The sequence below is a fragment of the Rhodococcus sp. DMF-1 genome, assembly GCF_021441945.1.
Classification (GTDB): domain Bacteria; phylum Actinomycetota; class Actinomycetes; order Mycobacteriales; family Mycobacteriaceae; genus Rhodococcus; species Rhodococcus ruber.
Genome location: NZ_CP090442.1, coordinates 282,402 through 307,866 on the forward strand (window position 1 = coordinate 282,402; position 25,465 = coordinate 307,866).

Below are 25,465 nucleotides of genomic sequence, written 5' to 3' on the forward strand. Positions count from 1 at the left end.
CGGCGACGGTCCGATGCCTCGGCAGGGCGCTCGTCCGTCACGGTCACGTCCCGATCGTAGGCTGAGGCGCATGCAGCCAGACAATCCGGGACAGGGCCGGCTCGTGCTCGCCGCCACCCCCATGGGCGACATCGGCGACGCCTCCAAACGGCTCTGCGACGCGCTCGGCACCGCCGACGTCGTCGCGGCCGAGGACACCCGTCGGACCCGGTCGCTCGCCGCCGCGCTGGGGGTCACCGTCACCGGGCGGGTGGTCAGCTTCTACGACCAGGTGGAGTCCGCCCGGACCCCGGCGCTGGTCGCCGACATCGAGGCGGGCCGGACGGTGCTGCTGGTCACCGACGCCGGGATGCCGTCCGTCAGCGATCCCGGCTACCGGCTGGTGGCGGCGTGCGTCGCGGCCGGGCTGCCCGTCACGTGCCTGCCCGGTCCCTCCGCGGTGACCACCGCGCTCGCGCTGTCCGGTCTGCCGGTCGAGCGGTTCTGCTTCGAGGGCTTCCCGCCCCGCAAGGCCGGCGCGCGTCGCGCGTGGCTGCAGACCCTGACCGCCGAGCCGCGCGCGGTGGTGTTCTTCGAGGCCCCGCACCGCCTCGCCGCGTGCCTGGCCGACGCGGTCGACGTGCTCGGCGGGCAGCGACGCGCCGCGGTGTGCCGGGAACTGACCAAGACCTACGAGGAGGTGCGTCGCGGCACGCTCGCGGAGCTGGCGCAGTGGGCCGCCGAGAGTGCCCGCGGCGAGATCACCGTCGTGCTCGAGGGCGCCTCGGCGCAGGTGGCGGAGCCTGCCGACCTGGTCGACGCGGTCGAACAGCTCGTGGCGGACGGGGTGCGGCTGAAGGACGCGTGCGCCCAGGTCGCGACCGCCGGGGTCTCCAAACGCGAACTGTACGACGCGGTACTGGCCGCGCGGCAGGACGAGTCGTCGTCGTAGACTCTGCCCCTTACCGCGCAGCAGGAGGTACGGATGGAGTCGGTGAACGAATTCCTCGTCGAGGTCGCGTCGGTGGTATGGGGCCCGTACATGCTCATACCGCTGCTGCTGGGCACCGGCGTGATCCTGACGGTGCGGCTGCGGGGGGTGCAGTTCCGCAAGCTGTGGCCGGCCCTGCGGCTGGGGCTGATCATCCGGAAGGACCCGGACGCCACCGAAGGTGACATCTCTCAGTACCAGGCACTGACGACCGCCCTGGCCGCCACCGTGGGCGTCGGCAACATCGCCGGTGTCGCCACCGCCATCTACTTCGGCGGGCCGGGGGCTCTGTTCTGGATGTGGATCACCGGCCTCGTCGGCATGGCCAGCAAGTACTCCGAGGCGTTCCTCGGTGTCAAGTATCGCGTCACCGACGCCAAGGGCGAGCAGTCCGGCGGCCCGCAGTACTACCTGGCCCGCGCCATCCCCAACAAGTTCGGTCTGGTGCTGAGCCTGATGTTCGCGGTGTTCGCGGTGCTCGCCAGCTTCGGCATCGGCAACATGACGCAGGCCAACACCGTCGCCACCCAGATGGACTCCACGTTCGGGGTACCGACCTGGCTGTCCGGGATCGTCATGACGGTGCTCGCCGCCGCGGTGCTGCTCGGCGGCATCAAGTCCATCGGCAGGGTCACCGCCGGATTCGTGCCCGCGATGATCCTGCTGTACGTCGGCGCCGGGATCATCGTCCTCGCGGTCAACATCACCGACATCCCCGAGGCGTTCGCCCTCGTGTTCACCGACGCATTCACCGGCACCGCCGCGACCGGCGGCTTCATCGGTTCGGTGTTCATGATCGCCCTGCGCTACGGCGTGGCCCGCGGCATCTTCTCCAACGAGTCCGGCATGGGCAGCGCCGCGATCGCCGCTGCCGCCGCGCAGACCACCCACCCGGTCCGGCAGGGCCTGGTGTCGATGACCCAGACCTTCATCGACACGATCATCGTCGTGACCTTCACGGGCATGGTCATCATCACCACCGGAGCCTGGACATCCGGGGAGCAGGGCGCGGCGATGACCTCCCTCGCCTTCTCGGACGGCCTCGGCGGTGACTGGGGCAGCTGGATCGTCACGATCTCCGTGGTGTTCTTCGCCTTCTCGACGATTCTCGGGTGGTCGTACTACGGCGACCGCTGCGTCGAACGTCTCGTCGGCCGCGGCGGCGTCCTCCCGTACCGGGCGATCTTCGTACTCGTCGTCTACGTCGGCGCCACCACCGAGCTCGAGGTGGTGTGGAACTTCTCCGATGTGATGAACGGCCTGATGGCACTGCCCAACCTGATCGGGCTGCTCATCCTCTCGGGACTCATCGCCCGCGAGACGAAGGAGTACCTCGCCCGGGATCCGTACCTGCTCGGCGCGAAGGACAGCCGCACGCCGACGCGGTAGCCGCGGCCGGGCGTTACGGCGCGGCCGAGGAGAGCGCGACGATCAGCAGCACGGCGACCGCGACGATCAGGGCCGCGACCAACGTGGGCGGAACGCCGTGGACGATCCGGTCGACGAGCTTGTACACGGTCCCTCGGTTCGGGTCGCGCGCCGCCTTCCCTCCGCACCGGGCGGAACCACCCCTCGTCGGGTTCCGGCCGGTGTGGAGGTGCAGCGCGTCGCGGGGTCTTCCCGCTCGGGAACAACTCTGTCGGGGATATCCCGGGTGACCAACCGGTTCGCGTCCCGCTCGCGATATCATCCCAGGTCAGGACCGGTGAGGAGTTTTTCCGCAGCGGACGATCCGGGCCCTCGGGGGGTGCGGAGCAGGGAGGATGCGGGAGATGGAACCGGTCGACGAGCGAACCGCGGCGGAGCCCCGGCAGCTGTTCGCCGACCAGCTCCGGACGCTGTTCGCGGCGGCGGGACGTCCCGCGCTCAAGAAGGTCGCCTCCGAGGCGTCGGCCGTCGCCCGCTCCGTGGGCAGCGAGCGCACCGTGTCCGTGCAGCGGATCAGCGACTGGCGATCCGGTGCCCGGGTACCCGCCACGTTCGAGACGATCCGTCCGGTCCTGGTGGTGCTGATCCGCTCCGCCCGGGCTCTGCACGCGCAGCCGCCGACGCCCGGCCTCTACTCGATCAAGCAGTGGGAGCGGTGGTGGGAACACGCCCGGGGACCGGCCGGGCGGGCCCGGACGGAGCCCACCGAGCCGCCCGCCGCGGCACTGCCCCCCGGCGTGCGGCCCTACCGCGGTCTCGAGGCGTACCGCGATCGGGACGCGCAGCTGTTCTTCGGCCGGGCCCGGAGCGTGCGCGAACTCGCCGAGACCGTCGTCGCCGCCCACGGTCACGGCATCGTGGTGGTGACCGGTGCCTCCGGCGTCGGCAAGTCCTCCCTCGTGCAGGCCGGCCTGGTCCCGGAACTGTGCCGTGACGACCGTTGGCGGCCGGTGGTCCTGACCCCGGGACGGCACCCGGTGGCGCAGCTCGTCGAGTGCGTACCCGAACTCGCCGACATCTCGGATGCGGACGAGCCGACCGCGGTGGCGCGGCTGCACGCCGCCGCCGCCCGAGAGGGCAGCGCGGGCCTGCTGATCGTCGTCGACCAGATCGAGGAGCTGTTCACCCACTGCGAGGACGCGGCCGAACGCTCGGCGTTCCTCGCGCTGCTCGATCAGGCCGCGACCGTCGGCGACGGCGACACACCGGTCTCGGTGGTGGCCACGCTGAGATCGGACTTCTACGAGCGGGCCGTGACCTATCCCGTGCTGGCCCGGGCGCTGGAGCGGCACAGCAAGACGGTCCAGCCCCTGACCCGGGACGACCTGGTCGAGGTGATCACCGCGCCGGCGCGGTTGCTCGGTCTGCGGTTCGAGCCGGGCCTGGTCGAACTGATCCTGCACGACCTCGGAGTGCTGACCGACGACGACGTCGGCGGGGCCGAACTGCCCCTGCTGTCACACCTGCTCGACGCCCTGTGGGAACGCCGGCGCGGCGGTCACCTGACCGTGGCCGGGTACCGCGCTACCGGCGGGGTACGCGGATCGATCGCGGCGAGCGCGGAACGTGCGTGGGAAGAGCTCGACGACCGCGGCCGCCGACTCGCGCGCGCGATGCTCGTCCACCTGGTCTACGTGACCGGCACCGGCACCGACGTGAAGATCCGGCGCCCGCTGGATCGGCTGCTCGCCGCCGCCGGCGACGACGCCGAGGCGGGACGCCGGGTGGTCGACCACTTCGTCACCGCCCGCGTCCTCGTCGTCGACGACGGCAGCGTCGAGCTGGTTCACGACACGGTCATCGACGCCTGGCCGCGCCTGAAGTCGTGGATCCGGGCCGACCGCTCGTACGCTGCGCTGCGCCAGCAGATCGAGGCGGACGCGGCAGGCTGGGTCGCGGGCCGCCGGCACGCGGACCTGCTGTACCAACGGGGCCGGATGGACCTCGTCGCCGAGCACGAGGATCGGGAGCTCGTGGGGCGGGCCCCGGCCGGCGGTGTCGAGACCGCGCTCAGCCCGACAGCGGTGGCCTTTCTCCGGGAGTCGCGACGGCAGATCCGTCGCCGGACCCGCGTCCGCAACGGTGCCATCGCCGCCCTCGTGCTCTCCACCGTCGTCGCGGTGGTGATGGGGACGCTGGCCTGGGCCGGCAAGAGCCGCGCCGAGGCCGAGCGCAGTGCCGCCCAGTTCCAGCAGGTCGTCGCGCTCGCCGACTCCATGCAGGAGCGGGACCCGTCCACCGCGGCCCAGCTGGCGCTCGCGGCGTGGCGCCTGCGTCCGGACAGCGAGGTCGCGTATTCGCGGCTCGTCGCGACCGAGCAGATGCCGCTGGCACTGTCCGTGGAGGGTCACAGCGGTCCGGTCTACGGGCTGGCGATCGCCCCGGACGGCACGACCCTGGCCTCGGCGAGCGACGACGGCAGTGTCCGCCTGTGGGATCTGTCCGACCGGGGCGCGCCGCGGCCGCTCGGAGCGCTGGTGTCCGACGAGCCCGAGTATCTGGCCTCGGTCGCCTTCAGCCCGGACGGCACCCTGCTCGCGGCGGGTGGTGCAACAGGTGCGGTGTGGATCTGGGACGTCACCGACCGGGACCGGCCCGTCGCGCTGCTGACCGGCGAGGTGTTCGTGCCGGAGGTCGTCCACAATGTGCGGTTCGGCCCGGACGGCCGGTCGCTCGCGGTGCCGTACGACAACGGATCGGTCGTGCTCGTCGACACGAGCGAGCCCCGGACGCGGGGATTTCCCCGCACCGTCCTGCCCGCGCACGGCGCGGCGGTGCGCACCGTGGCGTTCCACCCCGGCGGTACCGTGCTGGCCACGTCGAGCGACGATCGGTCGGTGCGGCTGTGGGATGTGACCGACCCGGCCGCCGCCGTGCCCGTCGGCGCTGCGCTGACCGGTTTCCGCGACGTGGCGCACTCCGTCGCGTTCGCCCCCGACGGCCGGACCCTCGCGGTCAGCAGCGACGACGGTGTCGTCACGATGTTCGACACCACGGACCCGGCGGCGGTGCGCCCGACCGGCCCTCCCGTGCAGGCGCACACCGGCGGGGTGTGGACCGTCGCGTTCGCACCCGACGGCCGCACCCTGGCGAGCGCGTCGTGGGACGGGACCGCGAAGCTGTGGGCGGTCGACCCGAAGACGCGGACGATCGACGAGATGCGGCCGGCTCTCGCAGGCAACGGCGGCGGCGTCCCCGCGCTCGCGTTCACCCCCGACGGCGCCGCGTTGGTCACCGGCGGGCACGACGGCAACATCCGGATCTGGACGCTGCCGCGCGGACGCGTCGCGGTCGCGGACTCTGCGCTGACGCTGCCCGCGATCGATCGCTCCGGCTCGTTCGTCGCCACCGGCGGGTACAACTCCTCCGTGCCGCTGTGGCGGATCGGCTCCGACGGGCACTGGGCGCCGCTCGGCGTCGTGGATCGTCCCAGACCGGTGGGCGGCGCGGTGACCACCGCCCTGTCGCCCTCCGCCGCGACTCTGGTCACCGCCTCGACGACCGACGGCGAGATCCACCTGTGGGATGTCCGCGACCCCACGGCCCCGCGGCTGTGGGTGGACCCGATCGTGACCGAGACCCGGTTCACGTCCGAACTCGACTTCGGCCCCGGGGGCACCACCCTCGTCACCGGCCACGACGACCACTCTCTCGTGCTGTGGGACGTGTCGGATCCGGCGCGTCCGGTGCGCCGGGGAGCACCGCTGCGGGGCCCGACGAATCTCGTGCGGGCGGCCGCGTTCACGCCGGACGGCCGGCATCTGGTCGTGACCAGCGCGGACGGCTCGCTCTATGCGTGGGACGTCACCGATCCGTCCGCCCCCGTCGCGCTGCCGGTGTCGGACGGTCACACCGCCGGCGTCAACGCCCTCGCGTTCAGCGCCGACGGCAACGTCCTCGCCACCGGCGGCGACGACCACACGGTCCGCGTGTGGGACCGCGGACCCGACGGATCGTTCACCGTCCGGCCCGACGCGCTGCACGGCCACACCGGCACCGTCTACTCGGTGTCCGTCACCCCGAACGGCAGCGAGGTGGTCAGCGGCAGCGACGACGGCACGGTACGACTGTGGCACGTCGCCGACTCGGAGCACATGCACCCGGTGGGCGGCCCGATCACCGAGATCGGTGTCGGACGGTGGCAGGTCGGCTTCCTGCCGGGCCGCAACGCCGTGGTCGCGGCGGGCGGCGACGGGACGGTGCGCACCTGGAGCCTGGACGTCGAGTCGATCGTCGCGCGGATCTGCGCCTCGACGACGGGCCGGATCACCGAGACGCTGCCACAGTCCGATCTGCCGGTGGCCGGCCGGACCGTGTGCGAGGGCTGAGCGCCAGGATGCTGGCGGCCTTGTCGAGGCACTCCTGCCATTCGGCGTCCGGATCGGAATCGATGGTGATGCCGCCGCCGACGCCGAGCCCGCACGAACCCGGCGTGTCCGCGTCCCCGCGGCCGAACTCGACGGTGCGGATCGCCACGTTCAGTTCCATCCCGGCGACGGGACTGGCCATGCCCACCGTGCCGCAGTACACGCCCCGCGGGTGCGGCTCCCAGACCTGCAGGAACTCCCGCGCCCGGACCTTGGGGCAGCCGGTCACCGACGCCGGAGGGAATGCCGCATCGAGCAACCGCGCGGTGTCCACCCCGATCCGCAACGAGGCCGCGACGGTGGACACCAGGTGCCAGACCCCGGGGGCCGGATGCACCCCGAGCAGGTCCGGCACGGTGACGCTCCCCGTCTCGGCAACGCGCCCCAGGTCGTTGCGCACGAGGTCCACGATCATCACGTTCTCCGCGACGTCCTTGACGGACGCGCGCAACCGGGCCGGATCGGCGCCGATCGGGAGCGTGCCCTTGATCGGGCTCGACGTCACCCGGTCGCCGTGGCGCGCGAGGAACAACTCCGGTGACAGGGACGCGACCGCACCCCAGTCGCCCGCGACGTACGCCGCCCGGGCCGGGGCGGTGCGCTCGATCCCGTCGGCGAAGAAGTGCAGCGGACTGCCGGACCAGGCACCGGTGAAACGAGTGCACACGCACGCCTGGTAGACCTCGCCGGCGCGGATCGCCTCGAGGCATTGCCGCACGCCGCGGCGGTGGGCGTCGCGATCGGGCGGTGTCCAGTCGATGCGCCACGGTGCCCGAGCGGAGGCGTCGGGCGCCTCGCGGACGGCGCCGGCGAGCCCGGCCGGGCACGCCGCGTCGGTGAGGCTCTCGTACCACCAGCAGCCGTCGTGGTCGAGCCGCAGGACGGTGTCCGTCCATCCTCCGGCCGCGCGAGGCAGCGCCGGGTGGGTGGGCGTGCGGTCCGGATATGCGAGATAGCCGATCCACCCCCCGCCGACGACCGGTTCGCCGCGGCCCGGGGCCGAGCGGCCGCGCAGGACGAAGGCGTCGGCCGGTGGGGTGGCGACGGCACGCACGTGGGGCGCGAGGACCGCAGCTGCGCCGAACCACGTTCCGGTCAGTGCAGCCGGTGGCGGGGCGCCCGCCGCCTCGGCCCGGGCGCCCAGCAGTCGCAGCACCTGCGCCGGGCTGCCCCCGGTGCCGAGCCGTTCCATCCGCATGGGCACAGCTTCCCACGCGGCCCCGGAACGGACCGAATCCCGCCGGGCGGTCAGCGGACGAGCGGCATCACCCGGTCCGCCGCACCGAGCTTGTCCGGGTTCCGCACCACATACAGGCCGGTGACCAGGCCCGCGTCCATCTCGATCAGCATGACCAGATCGAGTCGCTCGCCCGAGTACACGGCCAGCGCGGGCAGGCCGTTGAACGCGGCGAACTCCACTCGCATGTCGGGCAGCGGCCGGCGGCTCAGGCCGCTCAGCACGCGTGCGACCTTCCGCGCTCCGCTCACCGGGACCCGCGCGGCCGTCACCTTGCCGCCGCCGTCGGCGACGTAGACGACGTCCGGTGCGAGTACCGCCATGAGTGCCTCCACGTCCCCGCCGGCAGCGGCGGACAGCAGCTCCGTCACGACCCGGCGCGCCTGCTCGTCGGACGCGGCGTACCGCCGGCGCCGCGCCTGCACGTGGCTGCGGGCGCGGTGCGCGATCTGCCGCACCGTCGCCTCCTGCCTGCCGACGGCCGCGGCGATCTGGGCGTGGTCGAAGCCGAACACCTCGCGCAGCACGAACACCGCTCGTTCGAGCGGGCCGAGTGTCTCGAGCACCAGCATCATCGCCATCGACACCGATTCGGCGAGCAGCACGTCCTCGGCGGCGTCGGGGGCGGTCCGCACCGGTTCGGGCAGCCACGGCCCGACGTAGTCCTCCCGGCGCCGCTGCGCCGTGCGCAGCGAGTTCAGCGCCTGCCGGGTGACCACGCGGCTCAGATAAGCACGCGGGTTCGCCACCTCGTCGAGCTCCACCTCGGCCCAGCGCAGGTAGCTGTCCTGCAGGATGTCCTCGCTGTCGGCGACGCTGCCGGTGATCTCGTACGCGATGCCGAACAGCAGGCCTCGGTGCCGGGTGAACAGTTCATCGTGGGTCGTCTTGTCGTGCGTCGTCTCGTCGCGAGGCGTGTCGTCGGGGGTCATCGACGGACCGCGATCGGCTCGGACGCGGGGGCCGGACCCGCGGGGAACGGGTAGCTGTGCCCTCGCGCCTGCCGTCGCAGCATCCAGACCGTCCCGCGCACCACCGCCTCCTTGCCGAACGACCCCAACGTACCGCGCAGCGCGAGGGAGCGGGGCGTGTCGTCGGGACGGGTGCGCTGCACGACGCCGGAGGAGCGGCCCAGCGAGATGCACTGCGCCGCGAACCCCAGCGACAGCGGCCGCGGATCCGTACCCGTCAGCAGTGCCCAGGTGGTGTCGGCGCCGTGGGCGCCGAGCGGCAGCGCCGCCTGGCAGCTCATCCGGATGTGATCCTGGCCGTCGACGGTCACGGCGTCGCCCACGCCCACGACGTTCGCTCCGTCCGCGCTCCGCAGGGTCGCGTCGACCCGCAGCCGGCCCGTCTCGTCGACGGGCAGAGCACTGCGCCGGGCCAGGTCCGGCACCGTGAATCCGCCCGCCCAGACGGCGAGCTCGGCCGGCACCCCGTCGCCGTCGGCGAGCAGCACCGCGCCGTCCTCGACGGCGACGACCCGGCCCGGCCGGATCCGGACACCGAGCCGTCGCAGCCGCGCGGCGACGAACCGCCGGGTGGACCCGGGCAGATGTGCGACGGGATCCCCGACGAGGGTGACCGACAGGCGTGGATGCGCCTCGGCGATCTCGGCGGCCGACTCGACGCCGGTGAGCCCGCCGCCGACGACCACCACGCCCGCCCCGTCGCCGAGTTCCCCGAGCGCGGCGGCCGTGTCCAGGGCGCGTTCGAGCTCGGCCGTCGAGTGCAGCCGGCCGGCGCCCGGGATCGCGGGTACGGCGGCGCCGCTGCCGACGGCGTAGATCGCGACGTGGAACGGCAACGTCGTCCCGTCGGCGAGCAGCACCCGGTCCGCTCCGATGTGCACTGCGGTGCCGACGTGCACGGCCGCCGCCGGATGCAGCACGTCGGCGAGGTCGTGTGTGGCCGCACTGGAGCCGGCGGCGACCTGATGCAACCGCACCCTCTCGACGAACACCGGTCGCGGCGCGACGACCGTCACCGATACCCCCGGATGCGTGGCGAGCAGACGGTTCGCTGCCATCACTCCCGCGTACCCGGCTCCGAGCACCACCACATCGGTTGTCATCCTGACCACCCCTTCTGTTGTCGACGATGTCCGCGGTCGCACATGGGACACCGCTCGGCCCCCGAACGTGACAGGCGGCGACCGGGGCAGTGCTCACCCGGGCGGGGATGCGAGGAAGGCGGTCTCGGCGGCGTCGCGGCCGGCGAACCATCCCTCGGCATCGACGCTGCGTGTACGGGTCGACCGGGTCGTCGGGAACAGGCGGCGGAACTCCGAGTCCACGGCCTCGGAGCGACGGGCCAGCAGCGGCGCGAGTTGTGTGACGGACATGCTCGCGTCGGCCGCGGCGGTCGCGGTCGCGCATGCGTCCGCCTGCCGCAGCCGTTCGCCGACCCGATATGCGTATCCGGTCAGGAAGGCACGGCGGAACGCCGTCGCCGCGCCGCCGGTGCGGCCACCCGTCCCGGCGGCACGCACGGCCCGGGCGGCCTGCACCGAGAGCGACGCGAACAGCAGCTCCACCTGCTGCAGGTCGACGTCGGCGCCGACGATCGTGGCGATTCCGACCTTGGTGAACCACACCGTGCGCGTGCGGTTCGCGTTCCCGATCGCGGTGAGCAGCAGAACCTTCTCCTTCGCGTACGGATTGTCGACGTGCACGCGGCGTCCTCGCGCAGTGTCCGCGCCCGCACGAGTGACCAGGGCCGTGCCGATCGCGTACCGGGTCATCAGTTCCTGGGCCTTGGCGGTGAGGGTCTCGGCCTCTTCCGGATAGTCCGTGGACTCGGCCTTCGCCAGGAGGCCGCGGATCCGGGCGAGCACCCGCGGATCCGGGGTCGCGGCCTCGCCGGCCGCAGGGACCGGTCGCAGCGGCGGCCACTGCGAGGGCAGCGGCAGGAGTGGGGAGAACTGCGGCAGGTACTTCCAGGCGAACGCCAGCCCCATCACCTGGAAGCGGGACAGGCCGGGCAGCTCGCGCAGCAGTTCCGCGCCCAACTGGCGGGCGGGCGCGTCGGGTGGCACCCGGTCGGCGATCCGCGCGGCGGCGGGACAGCGTTGCGCGATCGCACCGAGCTGGCGCACCCAGTCGAGGGGTGCCCGGTCGGCCGCGCCGCTGCGGCGGGCGTCGAAAAGCACCGCGGCGGCCGCCAGTGGGACGTCCGTGGTGTCGCCGGAACGGGCCGTCACGTGCAGGACGTCGACCGGTTGCCAGCCGCGCTCGTACGCGGCGCCCAGTTCGTCGAGTAGCGGCCGGATTCCGAGGTGGAAGACCTCCTCGGATGCGCCGGACCCGGTCGCCGCCTGTCGAAAGTGTGTTCTATCTCGCCCCATGCGCGGAGTGTGCACGAGGCCACCGACAGGCGGCGTGGCGCTATTCGTAGCGCGGGAACACCGGGGCCGGGGCCGGCAACTGCGTGCCCGGCGCGAGGCGCGTGGCGATGTCCGCGAACTGCCGCGCCTGCGGATCCTGCCCCACCAGATCCAGGATCTTGGCGGCGGAGTCCGGCATCACCGGCTGCACGAGCAGGCCGACGATCCGCACGACTTCGAGCGTCACGTACAGCACCGTGGCCATCCGGGCGGGATCGGTCTTGCGCAGCACCCACGGCGCCTGTGCGGAGAAGTACCGGTTGGTCTCGCCGAGGACGTGCCAGATCGACTCGAGCGCGAGGTGCAGCGCCTGCACGTCGAACTCCGCCCGGACCTTGTCGAGCAGCGCGTCGGCCTGCGCGAGCAACGCTCGGTCGTCCTCGGTGAACTCACCGGGCTCCGGGACCACACCGTCGAGGTTCTTGGCGACCATCGTCAGCGAGCGCTGCGCGAGGTTGCCGAGTTCGTTCGCCAGGTCCGCGTTGATGCGGGTCACGATCGCCTCGTGGCTGTAGCTGCCGTCCTGACCGTAGGAGATCTCCCGCAGCAGGAAGAAGCGCAGCGGATCGAGGCCGTACTGCTCGACCATCTCGAGCGGGTCGACGACGTTGCCGACCGACTTGGACATCTTCTCGCCCTTGTTGAACAGGAAGCCGTGTACGAACACCCGCTCGGGCAGCTCGATTCCCGCCGACATCAGGAACGCCGGCCAGTACACGGTGTGGAAGCGGGTGATGTCCTTGCCGATGATGTGCAGGTTCGCGGGCCAGTAGCGGCGGAACGACTCCGACCCGGTGTCGGGAAAACCCGCACCGGTCAGGTAGTTGGTGAGCGCGTCGACCCACACGTACATCACGTGCTCGGGATGATCCGGCACCGGCACGCCCCAGTCGAAGGTGGTGCGGGAGATCGACAGATCCTTCAGCCCGCCCGAGACGAAGCTGACGATCTCGTTGCGGCGGGTGGCCGGCGCGATGAAGTCCGGGCGCTCCTCGTACAGCTTCAGCAGCTTGTCCTGATACGCCGAGAGCCGGAAGAAGTACGTCGACTCCTCCGTCCACTCCACGGGGGTGCCGGACTCGGTGGCGATGCGCGAGCCGTCGTCGAGCGCGGTCGTCTCGGCCTCGGCGTAGAACGCCTCGTCGCGCACGGAGTACCACCCCGAGTAGGTGTCGAGGTAGATGTCCCCGTTGTCGGCCATCCGCTGCCAGATCGCCTTGCTCGCCTCGAGATGGTCGGCGTCCGTGGTGCGGATGAACCGGTCGAAGGAGATGTTCAGCGACTTGTCCATGGCCTCGAACACGCCGGAGTTGCGGGCCGCGAGGTCCCGCACGTCCAGGCCCTCCTTCGCTGCCGTCTGCTGCATCTTCAGGCCGTGCTCGTCGGTACCGGTCAGGAAGTACACGTCGAAGCCGTCGAGGCGCTTGAACCGGGCGATCGCGTCCGAGGAGATGTACTCGTAGGCGTGGCCGATGTGCGGGGCGCCGTTCGGATAAGCGATCGCGGTCGTCAGGTAGAACGGCGGGCGGGAGGCGGCAGGAGCAGTCATGGTGCGTCCACTTTATAGGTAGATAGTGTATGGGCCGTGAGCCGAACCCGTCCCGCGCCCGAGCCTCCGCAGCCGCTCTCGCCTCTCGTCGACGCCCACACGCACCTCGACGCGTGCGGAGCCCACGATGCCGAATCGGTGGCGGCCGTCCTCGACCGGGCGGCCGCGGTGGGTGTCGGACGGGTCGTCACCGTGGCCGACGACATCGCCGCAGCCCGCTTCGCCGTCGACGCCGCGCACTGGGACGCACGGGTCTACGCCGCCGTGGCGCTCCACCCCACCCGTGCGAACGCGCTCGACGACGTCACGCGCGCCGAGATCGAGAAGCTCGCCGCCGACCCGCGCGTCGTCGCCGTGGGGGAGACCGGCCTCGACCTGTACTGGCCCGGCAAGCTCGACGGCTGCGCCGACCCGCTCGAGCAGGAGGACGCGTTCCGCTGGCACATCGACCTGGCCAAACGTCTCGGCAAGACCCTGATGATCCACAATCGTGACGCCGATGCCGAGTTGCTGCGCGTCCTGCACGACGAGGGTGCGCCGGAGACGGTGATCTTCCACTGCTTCTCGTCGGACGCAGACATGGCGCGGGCCTGCGTCGACGCCGGCTACCTGCTCAGCTTCTCCGGGACGGTGAGCTTCAAGAACGCGAAGGCGCTCCGTGCCGCAGCCCCGTTGGTGCCGCCCGAGCTGGTGCTCGTGGAGACCGATGCCCCCTTCCTGACGCCCCATCCGTTCCGCGGCGCCCCCAACGAGCCGTACTGCCTGCCCTACACGGTGCGGGCGCTCGCGGAGGTGCGCGGCGCGGACCCGGCCGAGCTGGCCGCCACGACCACCGCGAATGCCGAACGGGTATACGGACTTTCGTAACGGTGTCCCCGTTCCGAGGCGGCCGGAGCGGGTGGCCGGGGACAATGGGTGACATGCACAGTTTCGTCTACAACGCTCAGCCGTCACGGGTGGTCTTCGGTCCGGGAACCGCGGCGCGGGTCGCCGACGAGGTGCGCCGCCTGGATCGCTCCCGGGTCCTGCTGCTCGGCGGCGAACACGTCCGTCCGCAGGCCGAGCTCGTCGAGAAGGCCCTCGGGAGCCTCCAGGTCGCCCGGTTCGACGGGGCCGTCATGCACACCCCCGTCGCGGTCACCGAGAAGGTGCTGGGTCTGGTCTCCGAGCACGACATCGACGCCGTCGTCGCCGTGGGCGGAGGGTCGACGACGGGGCTGTCGAAGGCGATCGCGGTGCGCACCGGCGTGGACCAGGTGATCCTGCCGACCACCTACGCCGGATCCGAGGTCACGCCCGTCCTCGGGGAGACCGCGGACGGGGTGAAGACCACGCACTCGTCGCCGGCCATCCTGCCCGAAACCGTCATCTACGACGTCGAGTTCACCCTGTCGATGCCGATCCCGATGGCACTGACCAGCGCGATCAACGCGATGGCGCATGCCGTGGAGGCGTTGTACGCCGAGCACGCCAACCCGATCATCGACACGCTGGCGCTCGAGGCGATCCGCGCGATCGCCCGGGGTGTGCCGGTCCTCGGTGCCGACGCCGCGGACCGCGAGGGTCGCTCGGACCTGCTGCTCGCGGCATGGCTGGCCGGCACGTGCCTGAGCGCGGGAGGAATGGGCTTGCACCACAAGCTGTGCCACGTCCTGGGCGGCAGTTTCGACCTGCCGCACGCGGCGACGCACACCGTGGTGCTGCCGCACGTGATGGCGTTCAACGCGCCGTCGGTACCGGCCGTGATGAGTCGCATCGCCGATGCGCTCGGCACGCCCACCGCCCCGGCCGGGGTCTTCGACCTGGTGGCGGCCGCGGGTGGCCCGACGACGCTCGCCGAACTGGGCATGTCCGAGGGCGACCTCGACGAGGCGGCACACCTGGCCACCGAACGGCAGTACCCCAACCCCCGCGAGGTGACCCGGGTGGGGGTGCGGCGACTGCTGGGCGATGCCTATGCCGGGATCCGTCCCGAGTGAGGGTGCCGCTCGGTGTTCCTGGTGAGGGTGCCCCCTCGGTGTTCCTGGTGAGGGTGCCCCCTCGGTGTTCCTGGTGAGGGTGCCCCCTCAGTGTTCCTGGTGAGGGTGCCCCCTCAGTGTTCCTGGTGAGGGTGCCCCCTCAGTGTTCCTGGTGAGGGTGCCCCCTCAGTGGGCGGTGGGGGGATTGCGGCGCGGCCGGATCTGCGCGTTGGGCAGCGCCGGTGCGGGTAGCCGCGCGACCTTCCCGGTGTAGCCCTCGACCCGGCCGAAGCGTTCTCCCTCGCGCTGCCACTCGTCGCGGAACGCGACGATCTCGTCGTGGCTGCGACCGACGAAGTTCCACCACATGACGATCTCCTCCCCGAACGGCGTCCCGCCGAGCAGCACGGCACGTGCGGGTTCGTCGGTGAGATTCGTCAGGGGGAGCGTGGAGACGCCGGTGCCGACGTAGCCGAGCGCGGAGCGGGACAGGACGGTGCCGGCGAGCCGGATGCTGCCGGTGTCGACCAGCAGGCCGTGCTCGAACGCGGGATCGACGGTCAGTTCGACGCTCGCGCCCGGGTCGAGGGTGATCTCGGCCCCGAGCAGCGGGGTGAAGGTGGGCACCGGCGACGTGGAGCCGGCGAGGGAGCCGAGGAAGACGGCGACGGTCGCGCCCGCGAGCCGGACCGGTTCGGGCACGTGGTGCCGGAAGTCACGAGGAGCGTCCCGGTGTGCGTCGGGCAGGGCCACCCACAGCTGGACGCCGTGCAGGACCGTCGTGGCCGGTGTGGAGACCTCCGAGTGCGCGATGCCGTGGCCGCCCGTCATGAGGTTGAGTTCGCCGGGGCGGACGAATGCGTGCTTGCCGAGGCTGTCGCGGTGCTCGATCTCGCCGGCGAACAGCCAGCTCACCGTCTGCAGGCCGGTGTGCGGGTGCGGCGCGACGTCCATTCCGCCGGTCGCGGCGACGTCGTCGGGCCCGTAGTGGTCGGCGAAGCACCAGGCTCCGACGAGGGACCGGGCGCGCTGCGGCAGCGTGCGGCGGACCGGCATCGCGCGCGGGCCGCCGAGCGGCACCTCACGGGAAGTGATGATCTGTACCCGGGTGGGCGCGGGCTCGGATTCGCAGACGATCTCGGTGGGCTCGGCGTCGACGTTGCTCATCTACAAGACCTTGCTTCCGTACATCTCGCCGAGGGGATCGGCGATGAGTTCGATGCGGGCGCCGTCGGGGTCGCGGAAGTACAGGGAGACCTCGCTGTGCTCGACGAGGTCGACGCCCGCTTCGGTCAGTTTGGTGCGCAGGCGTTCCCAGCGGCTCTGCTCGACGCTGATCGCGATGTGGTGCAGCCCGCCGAGGACCTCCTGGTAGGGACCGACGTCGAGGCCGGGAAAGTCGAAGAAGGCCAGCAGGTTTCCGTTTCCGATGTCGAAGAAGAAGTGCGACGAACCGGGGTAGTCGCGATTCTCGACCAGTTCGGTGAGCGGGAACTCGAGCACGTCCTGGTAGAAGCGCACCGTGCGCTCGACGTCGCTGCTGACGAGTGCGGTGTGGTGCAACCCGCGCGCCGACGACGCGGGTCGTTCGCCGACGGGCCGGAGGTAGCGGGTACGGAGTTCCTCCCGCAACGTCGCGGAGCGGCGGCTGCGTTCCTCTTCCACGCTGGTGCTCACGGGGGGCTCCTTCGGCCGGTGGTTGCGCCTTCGACGAAAGCATACCCCATGTGATTGATCGATCAACTACTTTTCGGATGCCGTCCGGCGGCGGGTGGCCGATTAAGTTGAACCTTCAACCTTGCGTCGCTACCGTAGGGGCGGCTTCGATCGAAGGACGAGCCCCCACCGCCCGCACCGAAAGGTCACCCCCATGAACAACCCCGTCCTGCGCAACGTCGGGCTGCTCGTCGCCCGAGTGGTCATCGGGATCGTCTTCCTGGCCCACGGGCTGCAGAAGGTGAACCAGGGATACTCCGCCACCAAGGCCGGATTCGAGGGCATGGACGTGCCCGTGCCCGCGCTGTCCGCCTTCTACGCCACCTGGGTGGAGACACTCGGCGGCATCGCCCTGATCATCGGCCTGCTCGTGCCGGTCTTCGGTGTCCTGCTGCTGGTGAACATGCTCGGCGCGTTCTTCTTCGTCCACATCGGCAACGGCATCTACGTCACCGACGGTGGATGGGAGCTCGTCGGAGCACTCGGCGCCGGAGCGCTGGTTCTCGCGGTCGTCGGCGCCGGCGCGTACAGCGTCGACGCCCTGCTCGGCCGCCGGGTGCGGTTCCTGCAGACCGCGTAGGCCGAGGGCCGGCGTCCGGGAGACCGGGCGCCGGCCTTCGGAGCACTTTCGCGCGAAGATCGCGCATCCGTTCCCGCCGAACGGCTCCCTCGTGGCGTAACCGTCGGCCGGGAGCAGCTCCCGGCGGCGCTCCCGCGCAACCCGTCGCGTTTTTCGCCGCGCGGATCCCGACCGCCTCCTCCGTCGCCTGTCGCCGCCGGGCGGTCGTCGTTCGCCCCGGCGCGTCGCCGTTCGCCCGCCGGGCAGAGTCCCCGCCGCGCGTCGGACTTTTCGGCCGCTCCTCGTCTGCGGCCCTTCGCAGAACGGCCGTCCGTTGTGACGGTGCCGTGCCTCCCGCCTTGCGCGAGCCGACAGCCGCGGCTGTGCGCAGTTCCGCGTCGCCCCCTGGCCCGGATCGCGGCACCGTGGGTCCACGCGTCGAGAGCGCGACGATGTCCGGGGCGCGTGGAACCGCCCCCCGCCGCGGCCCCGGACGGTGGGTCACCCGCGCAAATTCCACAGCGGTAATTCACGCTTCGCGTGGGGTGATTTTCCGGGCGTCGAATCGACGCGGTTCCGGCTCGGACACGACTCGGTCATTGATCGAAAATTACGAATCGTCACCTACTTCCTTACGGGAAATTCGCAGGTAGACCCACTGCAGTTGCCGTATCAATGCCGATTCGTTACCGTGCTGTGATCGAAGTTGTCGACAGTCCAGGAATTACCGTGTCACCTTTCACCAAGATCAACAGAGCGAAATCGCCGACGCTGTACGTGGTCGTCGCCGCGCTCTTCCTCACCCTCGCGGCCGGCGGAGTCGCCGCGCTGATCCAGCACAAGGAACTCACCCTCGACGTGGACGGCGAGCGGGTCGCGCTCAGCACCATGAGCTCCGAGGTCGGTGACGTGCTCGCCGGCGCCGGCTACCCGGTCGGCGAGCACGACGTGGTGGCCCCGGCCGTCGACGCCGCGGTCTCGGACGGGGACACGGTGGTGCTGCGGCGGGCACGTGAGGTGCAGCTGAGCGTCGACGGTGTCGAGCGCACCGTGTGGACGACGGCGTCGACGGTGGACGAGGCGCTGGCGCAGTTCGAGCTGGCCGCGGACGTGTACACCTCGGCGTCCCGGTCGCACCGGTTGCCGCTCGAGGGTGCCGAGCTCGACGTGGTGAGCCCGAAGACGGTGCGGTTGCTCGACGGTGGTGCCCCGCCGGTCGAGGTGCGGATGGCGGCGCCGACGGTCGGGGAGTTCCTGACCGCGCACGGTGTGGCGCTCGAGCAGGCCGATTCGGTGATGCCCCCGGTCGATGCGGCGCTGACCGAGGGCCTCGAGATCCGCGTCACCCGCGACCGCATCGAGACCCGCATCGAGAACCAGCCGGTGCCGGCCCCCGAACAGCGCGTCGACGACCCGAACATGACCGAGGGCGAGACCGCCGTCGACACCCCGGGTGCTCCCGGTGAGCGCACCGTGACCTTCGAGGTGCACACGATCGACGGCGTCGAGGTCGGCCGCACCGAGAAGGCCTCGACGACCCTCCGCGAGCCGGCCCCGGCCGTCGTCCGCGTCGGCACCAAGCCCAAGCCGGCCGTGCCCGCTTCCGGCCGTGCCTCCACCTGGGACGCCCTCGCGCAGTGCGAGGCCACCGGCAACTGGGCCATCAACACCGGCAACGGCTTCTACGGCGGCCTGCAGTTCACCCAGCAGACCTGGGCCGCGTTCGGCGGCACCCAGTACGCGCCGCGCGCCGACCTGGCCAGCCGCGAGCAGCAGATCGCCGTCGCCGAGAAGGTCCAGGCCGCACAGGGCTGGGGAGCCTGGCCGTCGTGCACCAGCAAGATGGGCCTGCGGTAGGAACTCCGCCTCACGTCCTCGCGGACGAGGATCGCCGACACGCGTTTCGTGCTGCAGCACACCGTCGTCGCGGCGCTCCTGGCGACATCCGTCGCCGGGGCGCCGCGACGACGCTCTTCCGGCACGAGACCTTCCTCCGGCACGACCCCGCCGGTCGACGTCGGCCGGGGACAGCGCTCGCCGGCCACCGTGCGCACCGACGTGACGGCCGGGTACACGGAGTGCCGCGGAGGGCGCGTGAGGTGCCGTCGAGTATCGACGGAGTCGAGACCCGTCGCGAACCGGTCGACGCCCTCGTCGCGGTCACCGTCACCGGCGCCTACGGCCGCCCACAGGTGGACCGGAAGGGTCGACCGAAGCGCCGGGGAGCGTGGCCGTCCTACTCGTCCCGCAGCGGCGTGCGCTAGGTTCGGCACGTGCCAGACCACTCCTCCGGCGATCCCGGCTCGGCCCCCCGCGACGGTTCCGACGGGACCGCCCGCGACGGTTCCGACGTGACCGCTCGCGACGGTTCCGACGTGACCGCTCGCGACGGTTCCGACGTGACCGCTCGCGACGGTTCCGACGTGACCGCTCGCGGTCGTGCCGCCCTCCTCGGCCCCGCCGAGGTGCGCGCCCTCGCGGAGGAGTTCGGTGTCCGGCCGACGAAACAGCTCGGCCAGAACTTCGTGCACGACGCCAACACGGTGCGCCGCATCGTCTCCGTCGCCGGTGTCGGCCGCGACGACGTGGTCCTCGAGGTGGGCCCGGGTCTCGGCTCGCTGACGCTCGCCCTGCTCGACGTGGTCGACCGCGTCGTCGCCGTCGAGATCGACCCCAGGCTCGCCGAGCGACTGCCCGCGACGGTCGCCGACCGCGCCCCCGACCTCGCCGACCGGCTCGACGTCGTCCTGAAAGACGCCATGCGGGTGCACCCCGCCGACCTGCCGGTTGCCCCGACGGCCCTCGTTGCGAACCTGCCCTACAACGTCGCGGTCCCCGTGCTGCTTCACCTTTTCGCCGAATTCGACTCGCTGCGTACGGCTCTGGTGATGGTGCAGGCCGAAGTGGCCGATCGGCTCGCCGCCGCGCCCGGCAGCCGCGTCTACGGCGTGCCCAGCGTCAAGGCCGGCTTCTTCGGCCATGTCCGTCGCGCCGGCTCGGTCGGCCGGGCCGTGTTCTGGCCGGTGCCCCAGGTGGAATCGGGCCTGGTGCGCATCGACCGCTACACCGAACCGCCCTGGCCCACGGACGAGGCGCACCGCCGCACGGTGTTCGCCGTCGTCGATGCCGCCTTCGCGCAGCGCCGCAAGACGCTGCGCGCAGCGCTGAGCGGCTGGGCCGGCTCGGCCGCCGAAGCCGAGCGCCGCCTGCTCGCCGCCGGAATCGATCCGTCGACGCGGGGCGAGAAACTCGATGCCGCCGCCTTCGTGCGGATCGCCGGCACGTCGTGACGGCGGCGCGCAGACCGGTGCCCGCGCAACGCTTGGCAGACGGGCGGATCTGTGCTCTACTGGTACACGGTCGTTAGGTAGTGTGTTCGTGGTTTACCCCTCGCACATTTCTCTAGTTGCGAGCGGATGCGAAATTCCCACGGAATCCTTCTCAGCCGTCGAGTGACAGGCCCGGGCGACGTCGTGTCGTTCGACGAAACGTGAAGGCCTCGAGGCTTTCCGAGATGTATGAGGTTGAAAATGGTTGAGGGTACCGTGAAGTGGTTCAACGGCGAGAAGGGCTTCGGCTTCATTGCCCCCGCCGACGGCTCCGCGGACGTCTTCGTGCACTTCTCCGAGATCCAGGGCCGCGGCTTCCGCACCCTCGAGGAGAACCAGCGCGTGAGCTTCGAGGTCGGCCAGGGCCAGAAGGGCCCGCAGGCCACCGGCGTCACCGTCATCGGCTGACGTAGCTCGCTGCGCGTTCTTCCGGACGCGCGCATTCCCCGACGGCCTCGTGAGGTCGCCGCGGAAGTGCCGCCGGCAGAGGTGTGACAAACAGTGAAGAGGGACCGGTCCGCACGGACCGGTCCTTCTTCCGTCTCCGGACCCCGCGTGTGCTCCGCGAAAAAGGGCTCGCACAATGCGCTTTCGAGTTCTTTCCGGGCGTTTCGCTGGCGGTGCGGGCCTCGATGTGATCTACTGGCTCTCGGTCGTTAGGTTGTGTTCGTGGTTCACCCCTCGCACATTTCTGGTTGCGAGCGGATGCGATAGCCCACACGGAATCGTTCTCTACCGTCGAGTGACAGACCCGAGCGGCGAAGTGTCGCTCGACGAGTGGGGAAGCCCGGCGCTTCCCGAATCTTCTTAGGAATGAACATGGTTGAAGGTACCGTGAAGTGGTTCAACGGCGAGAAGGGCTTCGGCTTCATTGCCCCCGCCGACGGCTCCGCGGACGTCTTCGTGCACTTCTCCGAGATCCAGGGCGGCGGCTTCCGCACCCTCGAGGAGAACCAGCGCGTGAGCTTCGAGGTCGGCCAGGGCCAGAAGGGCCCGCAGGCCACCGGCGTCACCGTCATCGGCTGACCCACCTGCCTCACCGACCGAATGTCACACGCACTCGATCGAACCGAACCGATGTGACATTCGGTCACCGCACGCGCCGGCTCAGTCGCTTCCCGCGACGGAGCCGGCGCGTTCGTATCTCCGGGCGAGCAGCTCGTGCCGGCGGCCTGCCTGCAGACACGCCTCCCGCAGTTCCGGCGGATCCAGCACCGTGAAGTCGACGTCGAACTCCGCGAGCCAGCTCGCGATCGACCCGAGCGACGAGCCACCGAGCGCGACCGCACAGTGATTCTCGTCGACCGGCTCGAGAGTTCCCCACTGCTCGTCGACCATCGGCACGATCGAGTCGAACGGCGCGTGCAGCAGCACCCGGGCCCGCGTCCGGACGATGCCGCGGGCGATGCCCCGGCTCACGAACTCCGCCGCCCCGCCCGGCGGCAGCTCGCGCGGGACGAACCGGGGACCGGTGGGGATCTTCGGCTCCATCCGGTCGACCCGGAACGACCGCCAGTCCTGCCGATGCAGATCCCACGCCATCAGATACCAGCGTGCACCCGACCGCACCAGCCGGTACGGCTCCACCTCCCGCCGAGAGCAGCCGCCGTCGTGCGCGCGATAGTCGAACCGCAGCCGCTCGTGTGCGTGGCACACCGCGGCGACGGCGGACAGCAGCGCCGCGTCGACTGCGGACGCGGCGGGCGCCCGCTCGACGACCTCCACACGCAGCGCCTCGAGCCGGTGCCGCAGCCGCGAGGGCATCACGTGCCGCAACTTGGCGAAGGCACGCCCCGACGCCTCGCCGATCCCCGTCACCGAGCCGGTCGCCCCGGACTGCAGGGCGACGGCCACCGCGACGACCTCCTCGTCGTCGAGCAGCAGCGGCGGCATCTCCGCGCCGGCGCCGAGGCGGTATCCGCCGCCGACCCCGACGGTGGCGTCCACGGGGTAACCGAGGTCGCGGAGTTTGTCCACGTCCCGGCGCACCGTGCGGGTCGTGATCTGCAGGCGGTCGGCCAGCTCGGCACCCGACCAGTCCCGCCGGGTCTGCAGGAGCGACAGCAGCCGCAACAGGCGAGCGGACGTTTCGCGCATGGTCCGAGCATGCCAGCGAACGAGGACAGCCGCCGTCCGCATTCGGGACCGCAGGGGTGCGTAAGCTGTATATCCGTGCTGTCCGTCGTCCCGAGCCCCGTCACCGTGCGAGCACCGTCCAAGGTGAACCTGCATCTCGCCGTCGGTGACCTGCGCGAGGACGGGTACCACGAGCTGCGCACGGTCTTCCACGCGCTGTCCCTGAGCGACGAGGTGTCGGTCGTGCGAGCCGACGTGTTGAGCCTGCGGGTGCGCGGAGCGGACGCCGCGGCCGTCCCCGCGGACGCCACCAATCTCGCCTGGCGGGCCGCGACGCTGCTGGCCGAACGCGCCGGGCGCGCACCCGAGGTCGCCATCACGATCGACAAGGGCATCCCCGTGGCCGGCGGGATGGCCGGTGGCAGCGCCGACGCCGCCGCCACCCTCGTCGCACTCGACGCCCTGTGGGGACTCGGTCTCGCCCGCGACGACCTGGACGACCTCGCGGCGGAACTGGGCAGCGACGTGCCGTTCTGCCTGCACGGCGGCACCGCCATCGGCACCGGCCGCGGCGAGCAGCTGGTGCCGGTCCTCTCCCGTGGCACCTTCCACTGGGTGCTGGCCCTCGCGAAGGGTGGCCTGTCGACTCCGGTGGTGTTCCGCGAACTCGACCGTCTCCGGGCGGAAGGTTCCCCGCCCCGGGTCCGCGGCCTCGACGACCTGCTGCAGGCCCTCGCCGCCGGTGACGCGCACGTGCTGGCACCGCTGCTGGGCAACGACCTGCAGTCCGCGGCCCTCTCGCTCGCGCCCGCACTGCGCCGCACCCTGCGGGCGGGCGTGGAGGCCGGCGCGCTGGCCGGCATCGTCTCCGGGTCCGGCCCCACGTGTGCATTCCTGTGCGCCGACGCCGCCGCGGCGGTGACGGTGAGCGCCGAACTGGCCGGGGCCGGCGTGTGCCGGACGGTGCGCGTGGCCTCCGGCCCGGTCCCCGGCGCGCGCGTCGTCGACAACTCCCACCCCTGATCTCGGAAGGCATTGCTCCGCGTGGCGAATCTGATCAACCTCGAACAGGTCTCGAAGTCCTTCGGCATCAAACCGCTGCTGGACTCGGTGTCGCTCGGTGTGCAGGAGGGCGAGCGCATCGGCGTCGTCGGCCTCAACGGCGGCGGCAAGACCACCCTCCTCGAGGTCCTCACCGGCCTCGAGGAGCCCGACTCGGGCCGGGTCAGCCGGGTCGGCGGGCTGCGCATGGCGGTCGTCACCCAGCGCGGCGTCCTGCCGGCCGGATCCACGGTCGGACAGGTCGTGCTGGGACCGCTGGGGGTGGCCGAGCACGAATGGGCCGGCGACGCCCGGATCCGCTCCGTCCTCGCGGGTATCGGTGTCGACCGGCTCGGCCTCGACGCCCTCGTCGACGGGCTCTCCGGCGGCGAACGCCGACGCGTCGCGCTGGCCGCCGCCCTCGTGCAGGACCTCGACCTGCTCGTCCTCGACGAGCCCACCAACCACCTCGACGTCGAGGGTGTGCAGTGGCTGGCCGAGCACCTGCTCGCCCGGCGCAGCGCCCTGGTCGTCGTCACCCACGACCGGTGGTTCCTGGACACCGTCGCGACCCGCACGTGGGAGGTCGTCAACGGGCAGGTGGAAAGCTACGAGGGCGGCTACAACGACTGGATCTTCGCTCGTGCCGAGCGGGCCCGGCAGGCCGACGCGATGGAGGAACGGCGCCGCAACCTCGCGCGCAAGGAACTCGCCTGGCTGCGGCGCGGGGCCCCGGCCCGCACCTCGAAGCCGCGCTACCGCATCGAGGCGGCGGAATCGCTGATCGCGAACGTGCCGCCGCCGCGGGACACGGTGGCGCTGGCGTCGTTCGCCAAACGCCGTCTGGGCCGGGTGGTCATCGAGCTCGAGGACGCGACACTGACCACCCCCGACGGCCGCGAGCTGGTGCGCGACCTGACGTGGCGGCTCGGCCCGGGGGAGCGGATCGGCCTGGTCGGGGTCAACGGCTCCGGCAAGACGACGCTGCTGCGCACCCTCGCCGGGGAGATCGAACCGGCGTCCGGTCGTCGCATCCAGGGCAAGACCGTCGAGATCGGCTGGCTGCGGCAGGAACTCGACGACCTGCCCACCGACCTGAGGGTGCTCGACGCGGTGAAGGACGTGGCCGAACGGATCACACTGGGGGACAAGGAGATCTCGGCCGGCCAGCTCGCCGAGCGGCTCGGGTTCACCCCGGCGCGGCAGCGCACACCCGTCGGCGATCTCTCCGGTGGCGAGCGTCGACGGCTGCAGCTGACCCGGGTGCTCATGGCCGAGCCGAACGTGCTGCTGCTCGATGAACCCACCAACGACCTGGACATCGACACCCTGCAGCAGCTCGAGGACCTGCTGGACGGGTGGGCGGGCACCCTCGTGGTCATCTCGCACGACCGCTATCTGATCGAGCGGATCTGTGACTCGACGTGGGCGCTGTTCGGCGACGGCGCGCTCACCAACCTGCCGGGCGGGATCGACGAGTACCTGCGCCGTCGTGCGGCGCTCGGTGACGGGGACATCCCGTCGTCGGCCTCCACGGTCGCGAAGACGTCGATGCCCGAACAGGGCGCGGAACAACCGAAGCGCGACGGCGCCGCCGAGCGGGCCGCCCGCAAGGAGCTGGCGCGGCTCGAGCGGAGCGTGGCGAAGCTGACCGAGCGGGAGGAGAAGCTGCACCACGACCTCGCCGACGCGGCCACCGATCCCGATCGCCTGCAGAAGCTCGACGCCGAGCTGCGCGGCGTGGTCGCGGAGAAGGAAGCCGCCGAGGAGCAGTGGATGGAGCTCGCCGAGAACTTGTAGACCGGTGTGTCCTTTGGGCGGCGGTAGCAGCCCAAAGGACACACCGGCGG

At 71.5% G+C, this 25,465-nt stretch carries 21 protein-coding genes; 13 read left to right on the top strand and 8 right to left on the bottom strand.

All coding sequences use genetic code 11. The features are described 5' to 3' along the window. Nucleotides 1-70 precede the first annotated feature (70 nt). From rsmI to LZP97_RS01495, 3 genes are all read left to right on the top strand, one after another. Nucleotides 71-931: a 16S rRNA (cytidine(1402)-2'-O)-methyltransferase gene (rsmI, locus tag LZP97_RS01485; RefSeq protein WP_017679473.1), complete on the top strand. Its 861-nt coding sequence runs from the start codon at nucleotides 71-73 to the stop codon at nucleotides 929-931. Nucleotides 932-964: 33 nt separating this feature from the next. Beyond that, on the top strand, nucleotides 965-2,359 hold the full coding sequence (locus tag LZP97_RS01490) for an alanine/glycine:cation symporter family protein (RefSeq protein ID WP_017679474.1): 1,395 nt from the start codon (nucleotides 965-967) through the stop codon (nucleotides 2,357-2,359). 383 nt (nucleotides 2,360-2,742) lie between these two features. Beyond that, a complete protein-coding gene (locus LZP97_RS01495; RefSeq protein WP_234574949.1) occupies nucleotides 2,743-6,726 on the top strand; it encodes an nSTAND1 domain-containing NTPase in 3,984 nt (1,327 codons plus the stop codon). On the opposite strand, the gene LZP97_RS01500 is transcribed toward LZP97_RS01495, so the two are convergent. The 5 genes from LZP97_RS01500 to metG form a co-directional block, all read right to left on the bottom strand. Continuing rightward, nucleotides 6,665-7,963 (bottom strand): aminodeoxychorismate synthase component I, encoded by a 1,299-nt coding sequence (locus LZP97_RS01500; protein ID WP_234574950.1) that lies wholly within the window; start codon nucleotides 7,961-7,963, stop codon nucleotides 6,665-6,667. The genes LZP97_RS01495 and LZP97_RS01500 overlap by 62 nt on opposite strands. A gap of 50 nt (nucleotides 7,964-8,013) precedes the next feature. Next, nucleotides 8,014-8,934: an RNA polymerase sigma-70 factor gene (locus LZP97_RS01505; protein WP_010592986.1), complete on the bottom strand. Its 921-nt coding sequence runs from the start codon at nucleotides 8,932-8,934 to the stop codon at nucleotides 8,014-8,016. Then, nucleotides 8,931-10,076, bottom strand: coding sequence for an NAD(P)/FAD-dependent oxidoreductase (locus LZP97_RS01510; protein WP_234574951.1), 1,146 nt, complete (start codon nucleotides 10,074-10,076; stop codon nucleotides 8,931-8,933). The genes LZP97_RS01505 and LZP97_RS01510 overlap by 4 nt, the downstream gene beginning before the upstream one ends. A 93-nt stretch (nucleotides 10,077-10,169) precedes the next feature. After that, nucleotides 10,170-11,348 (bottom strand): DUF2786 domain-containing protein, encoded by a 1,179-nt coding sequence (locus LZP97_RS01515; protein WP_010592984.1) that lies wholly within the window; start codon nucleotides 11,346-11,348, stop codon nucleotides 10,170-10,172. A gap of 40 nt (nucleotides 11,349-11,388) precedes the next feature. Further along, nucleotides 11,389-12,936 (bottom strand): methionine--tRNA ligase, encoded by a 1,548-nt coding sequence (gene metG, locus LZP97_RS01520; protein ID WP_010592983.1) that lies wholly within the window; start codon nucleotides 12,934-12,936, stop codon nucleotides 11,389-11,391. Between the two features lie 36 nt (nucleotides 12,937-12,972). Between metG and LZP97_RS01525 the strand changes: the two genes are divergently transcribed. Both LZP97_RS01525 and LZP97_RS01530 read left to right on the top strand, forming a co-directional pair. After that, on the top strand, nucleotides 12,973-13,803 hold the full coding sequence (locus LZP97_RS01525; protein WP_010592982.1) for a TatD family hydrolase: 831 nt from the start codon (nucleotides 12,973-12,975) through the stop codon (nucleotides 13,801-13,803). A 53-nt stretch (nucleotides 13,804-13,856) separates the two neighbouring features. After that, nucleotides 13,857-14,915 (top strand): maleylacetate reductase, encoded by a 1,059-nt coding sequence (locus LZP97_RS01530; RefSeq protein WP_029539910.1) that lies wholly within the window; start codon nucleotides 13,857-13,859, stop codon nucleotides 14,913-14,915. Nucleotides 14,916-15,080: 165 nt separating this feature from the next. On the opposite strand, the gene LZP97_RS01535 is transcribed toward LZP97_RS01530, so the two are convergent. After that, nucleotides 15,081-16,061 (bottom strand): pirin family protein, encoded by a 981-nt coding sequence (locus LZP97_RS01535; RefSeq protein WP_010592980.1) that lies wholly within the window; start codon nucleotides 16,059-16,061, stop codon nucleotides 15,081-15,083. Beyond that, complete coding sequence (locus LZP97_RS01540) at nucleotides 16,062-16,571, bottom strand: VOC family protein (protein ID WP_040274459.1); 510 nt, start codon at nucleotides 16,569-16,571, stop codon at nucleotides 16,062-16,064. A gap of 193 nt (nucleotides 16,572-16,764) precedes the next feature. On the opposite strand from LZP97_RS01540, the gene LZP97_RS01545 reads away from it, so the two are divergent. From LZP97_RS01545 to LZP97_RS01570, 6 genes are all read left to right on the top strand, one after another. Then, nucleotides 16,765-17,190 (top strand): DoxX family protein, encoded by a 426-nt coding sequence (locus LZP97_RS01545; RefSeq protein ID WP_010592978.1) that lies wholly within the window; start codon nucleotides 16,765-16,767, stop codon nucleotides 17,188-17,190. 708 nt (nucleotides 17,191-17,898) lie between these two features. Further along, the gene (locus LZP97_RS01550; RefSeq protein WP_010592977.1) at nucleotides 17,899-19,026 is read left to right on the top strand and encodes a resuscitation-promoting factor; all 1,128 of its coding nucleotides are present in this window, start codon (nucleotides 17,899-17,901) and stop codon (nucleotides 19,024-19,026) included. Nucleotides 19,027-19,268: 242 nt separating this feature from the next. Then, complete coding sequence (locus LZP97_RS01555; protein WP_017679484.1) at nucleotides 19,269-19,433, top strand: hypothetical protein; 165 nt, start codon at nucleotides 19,269-19,271, stop codon at nucleotides 19,431-19,433. A 135-nt stretch (nucleotides 19,434-19,568) separates the two neighbouring features. Continuing rightward, complete coding sequence (gene rsmA / locus LZP97_RS01560; protein ID WP_102031928.1) at nucleotides 19,569-20,459, top strand: 16S rRNA (adenine(1518)-N(6)/adenine(1519)-N(6))-dimethyltransferase RsmA; 891 nt, start codon at nucleotides 19,569-19,571, stop codon at nucleotides 20,457-20,459. Nucleotides 20,460-20,699: 240 nt separating this feature from the next. After that, nucleotides 20,700-20,906, top strand: coding sequence for a cold-shock protein (locus tag LZP97_RS01565; RefSeq protein ID WP_003937832.1), 207 nt, complete (start codon nucleotides 20,700-20,702; stop codon nucleotides 20,904-20,906). 411 nt (nucleotides 20,907-21,317) lie between these two features. Then, a complete protein-coding gene (locus LZP97_RS01570) occupies nucleotides 21,318-21,524 on the top strand; it encodes a cold-shock protein (RefSeq protein ID WP_003937833.1) in 207 nt (68 codons plus the stop codon). An 81-nt stretch (nucleotides 21,525-21,605) separates the two neighbouring features. Here LZP97_RS01570 and LZP97_RS01575 read toward each other — a convergent pair whose 3' ends face one another. Beyond that, nucleotides 21,606-22,595 (bottom strand): helix-turn-helix transcriptional regulator, encoded by a 990-nt coding sequence (locus tag LZP97_RS01575; RefSeq protein ID WP_010592975.1) that lies wholly within the window; start codon nucleotides 22,593-22,595, stop codon nucleotides 21,606-21,608. A 75-nt stretch (nucleotides 22,596-22,670) separates the two neighbouring features. On the opposite strand from LZP97_RS01575, the gene LZP97_RS01580 reads away from it, so the two are divergent. Next, nucleotides 22,671-23,597, top strand: coding sequence for a 4-(cytidine 5'-diphospho)-2-C-methyl-D-erythritol kinase (locus tag LZP97_RS01580; RefSeq protein WP_010592974.1), 927 nt, complete (start codon nucleotides 22,671-22,673; stop codon nucleotides 23,595-23,597). 21 nt (nucleotides 23,598-23,618) lie between these two features. After that, entirely contained in the window at nucleotides 23,619-25,415 is a 1,797-nt protein-coding gene (locus LZP97_RS01585) for an ABC-F family ATP-binding cassette domain-containing protein (RefSeq protein ID WP_048771951.1), read from the top strand. Nucleotides 25,416-25,465: the final 50 nt, after the last annotated feature.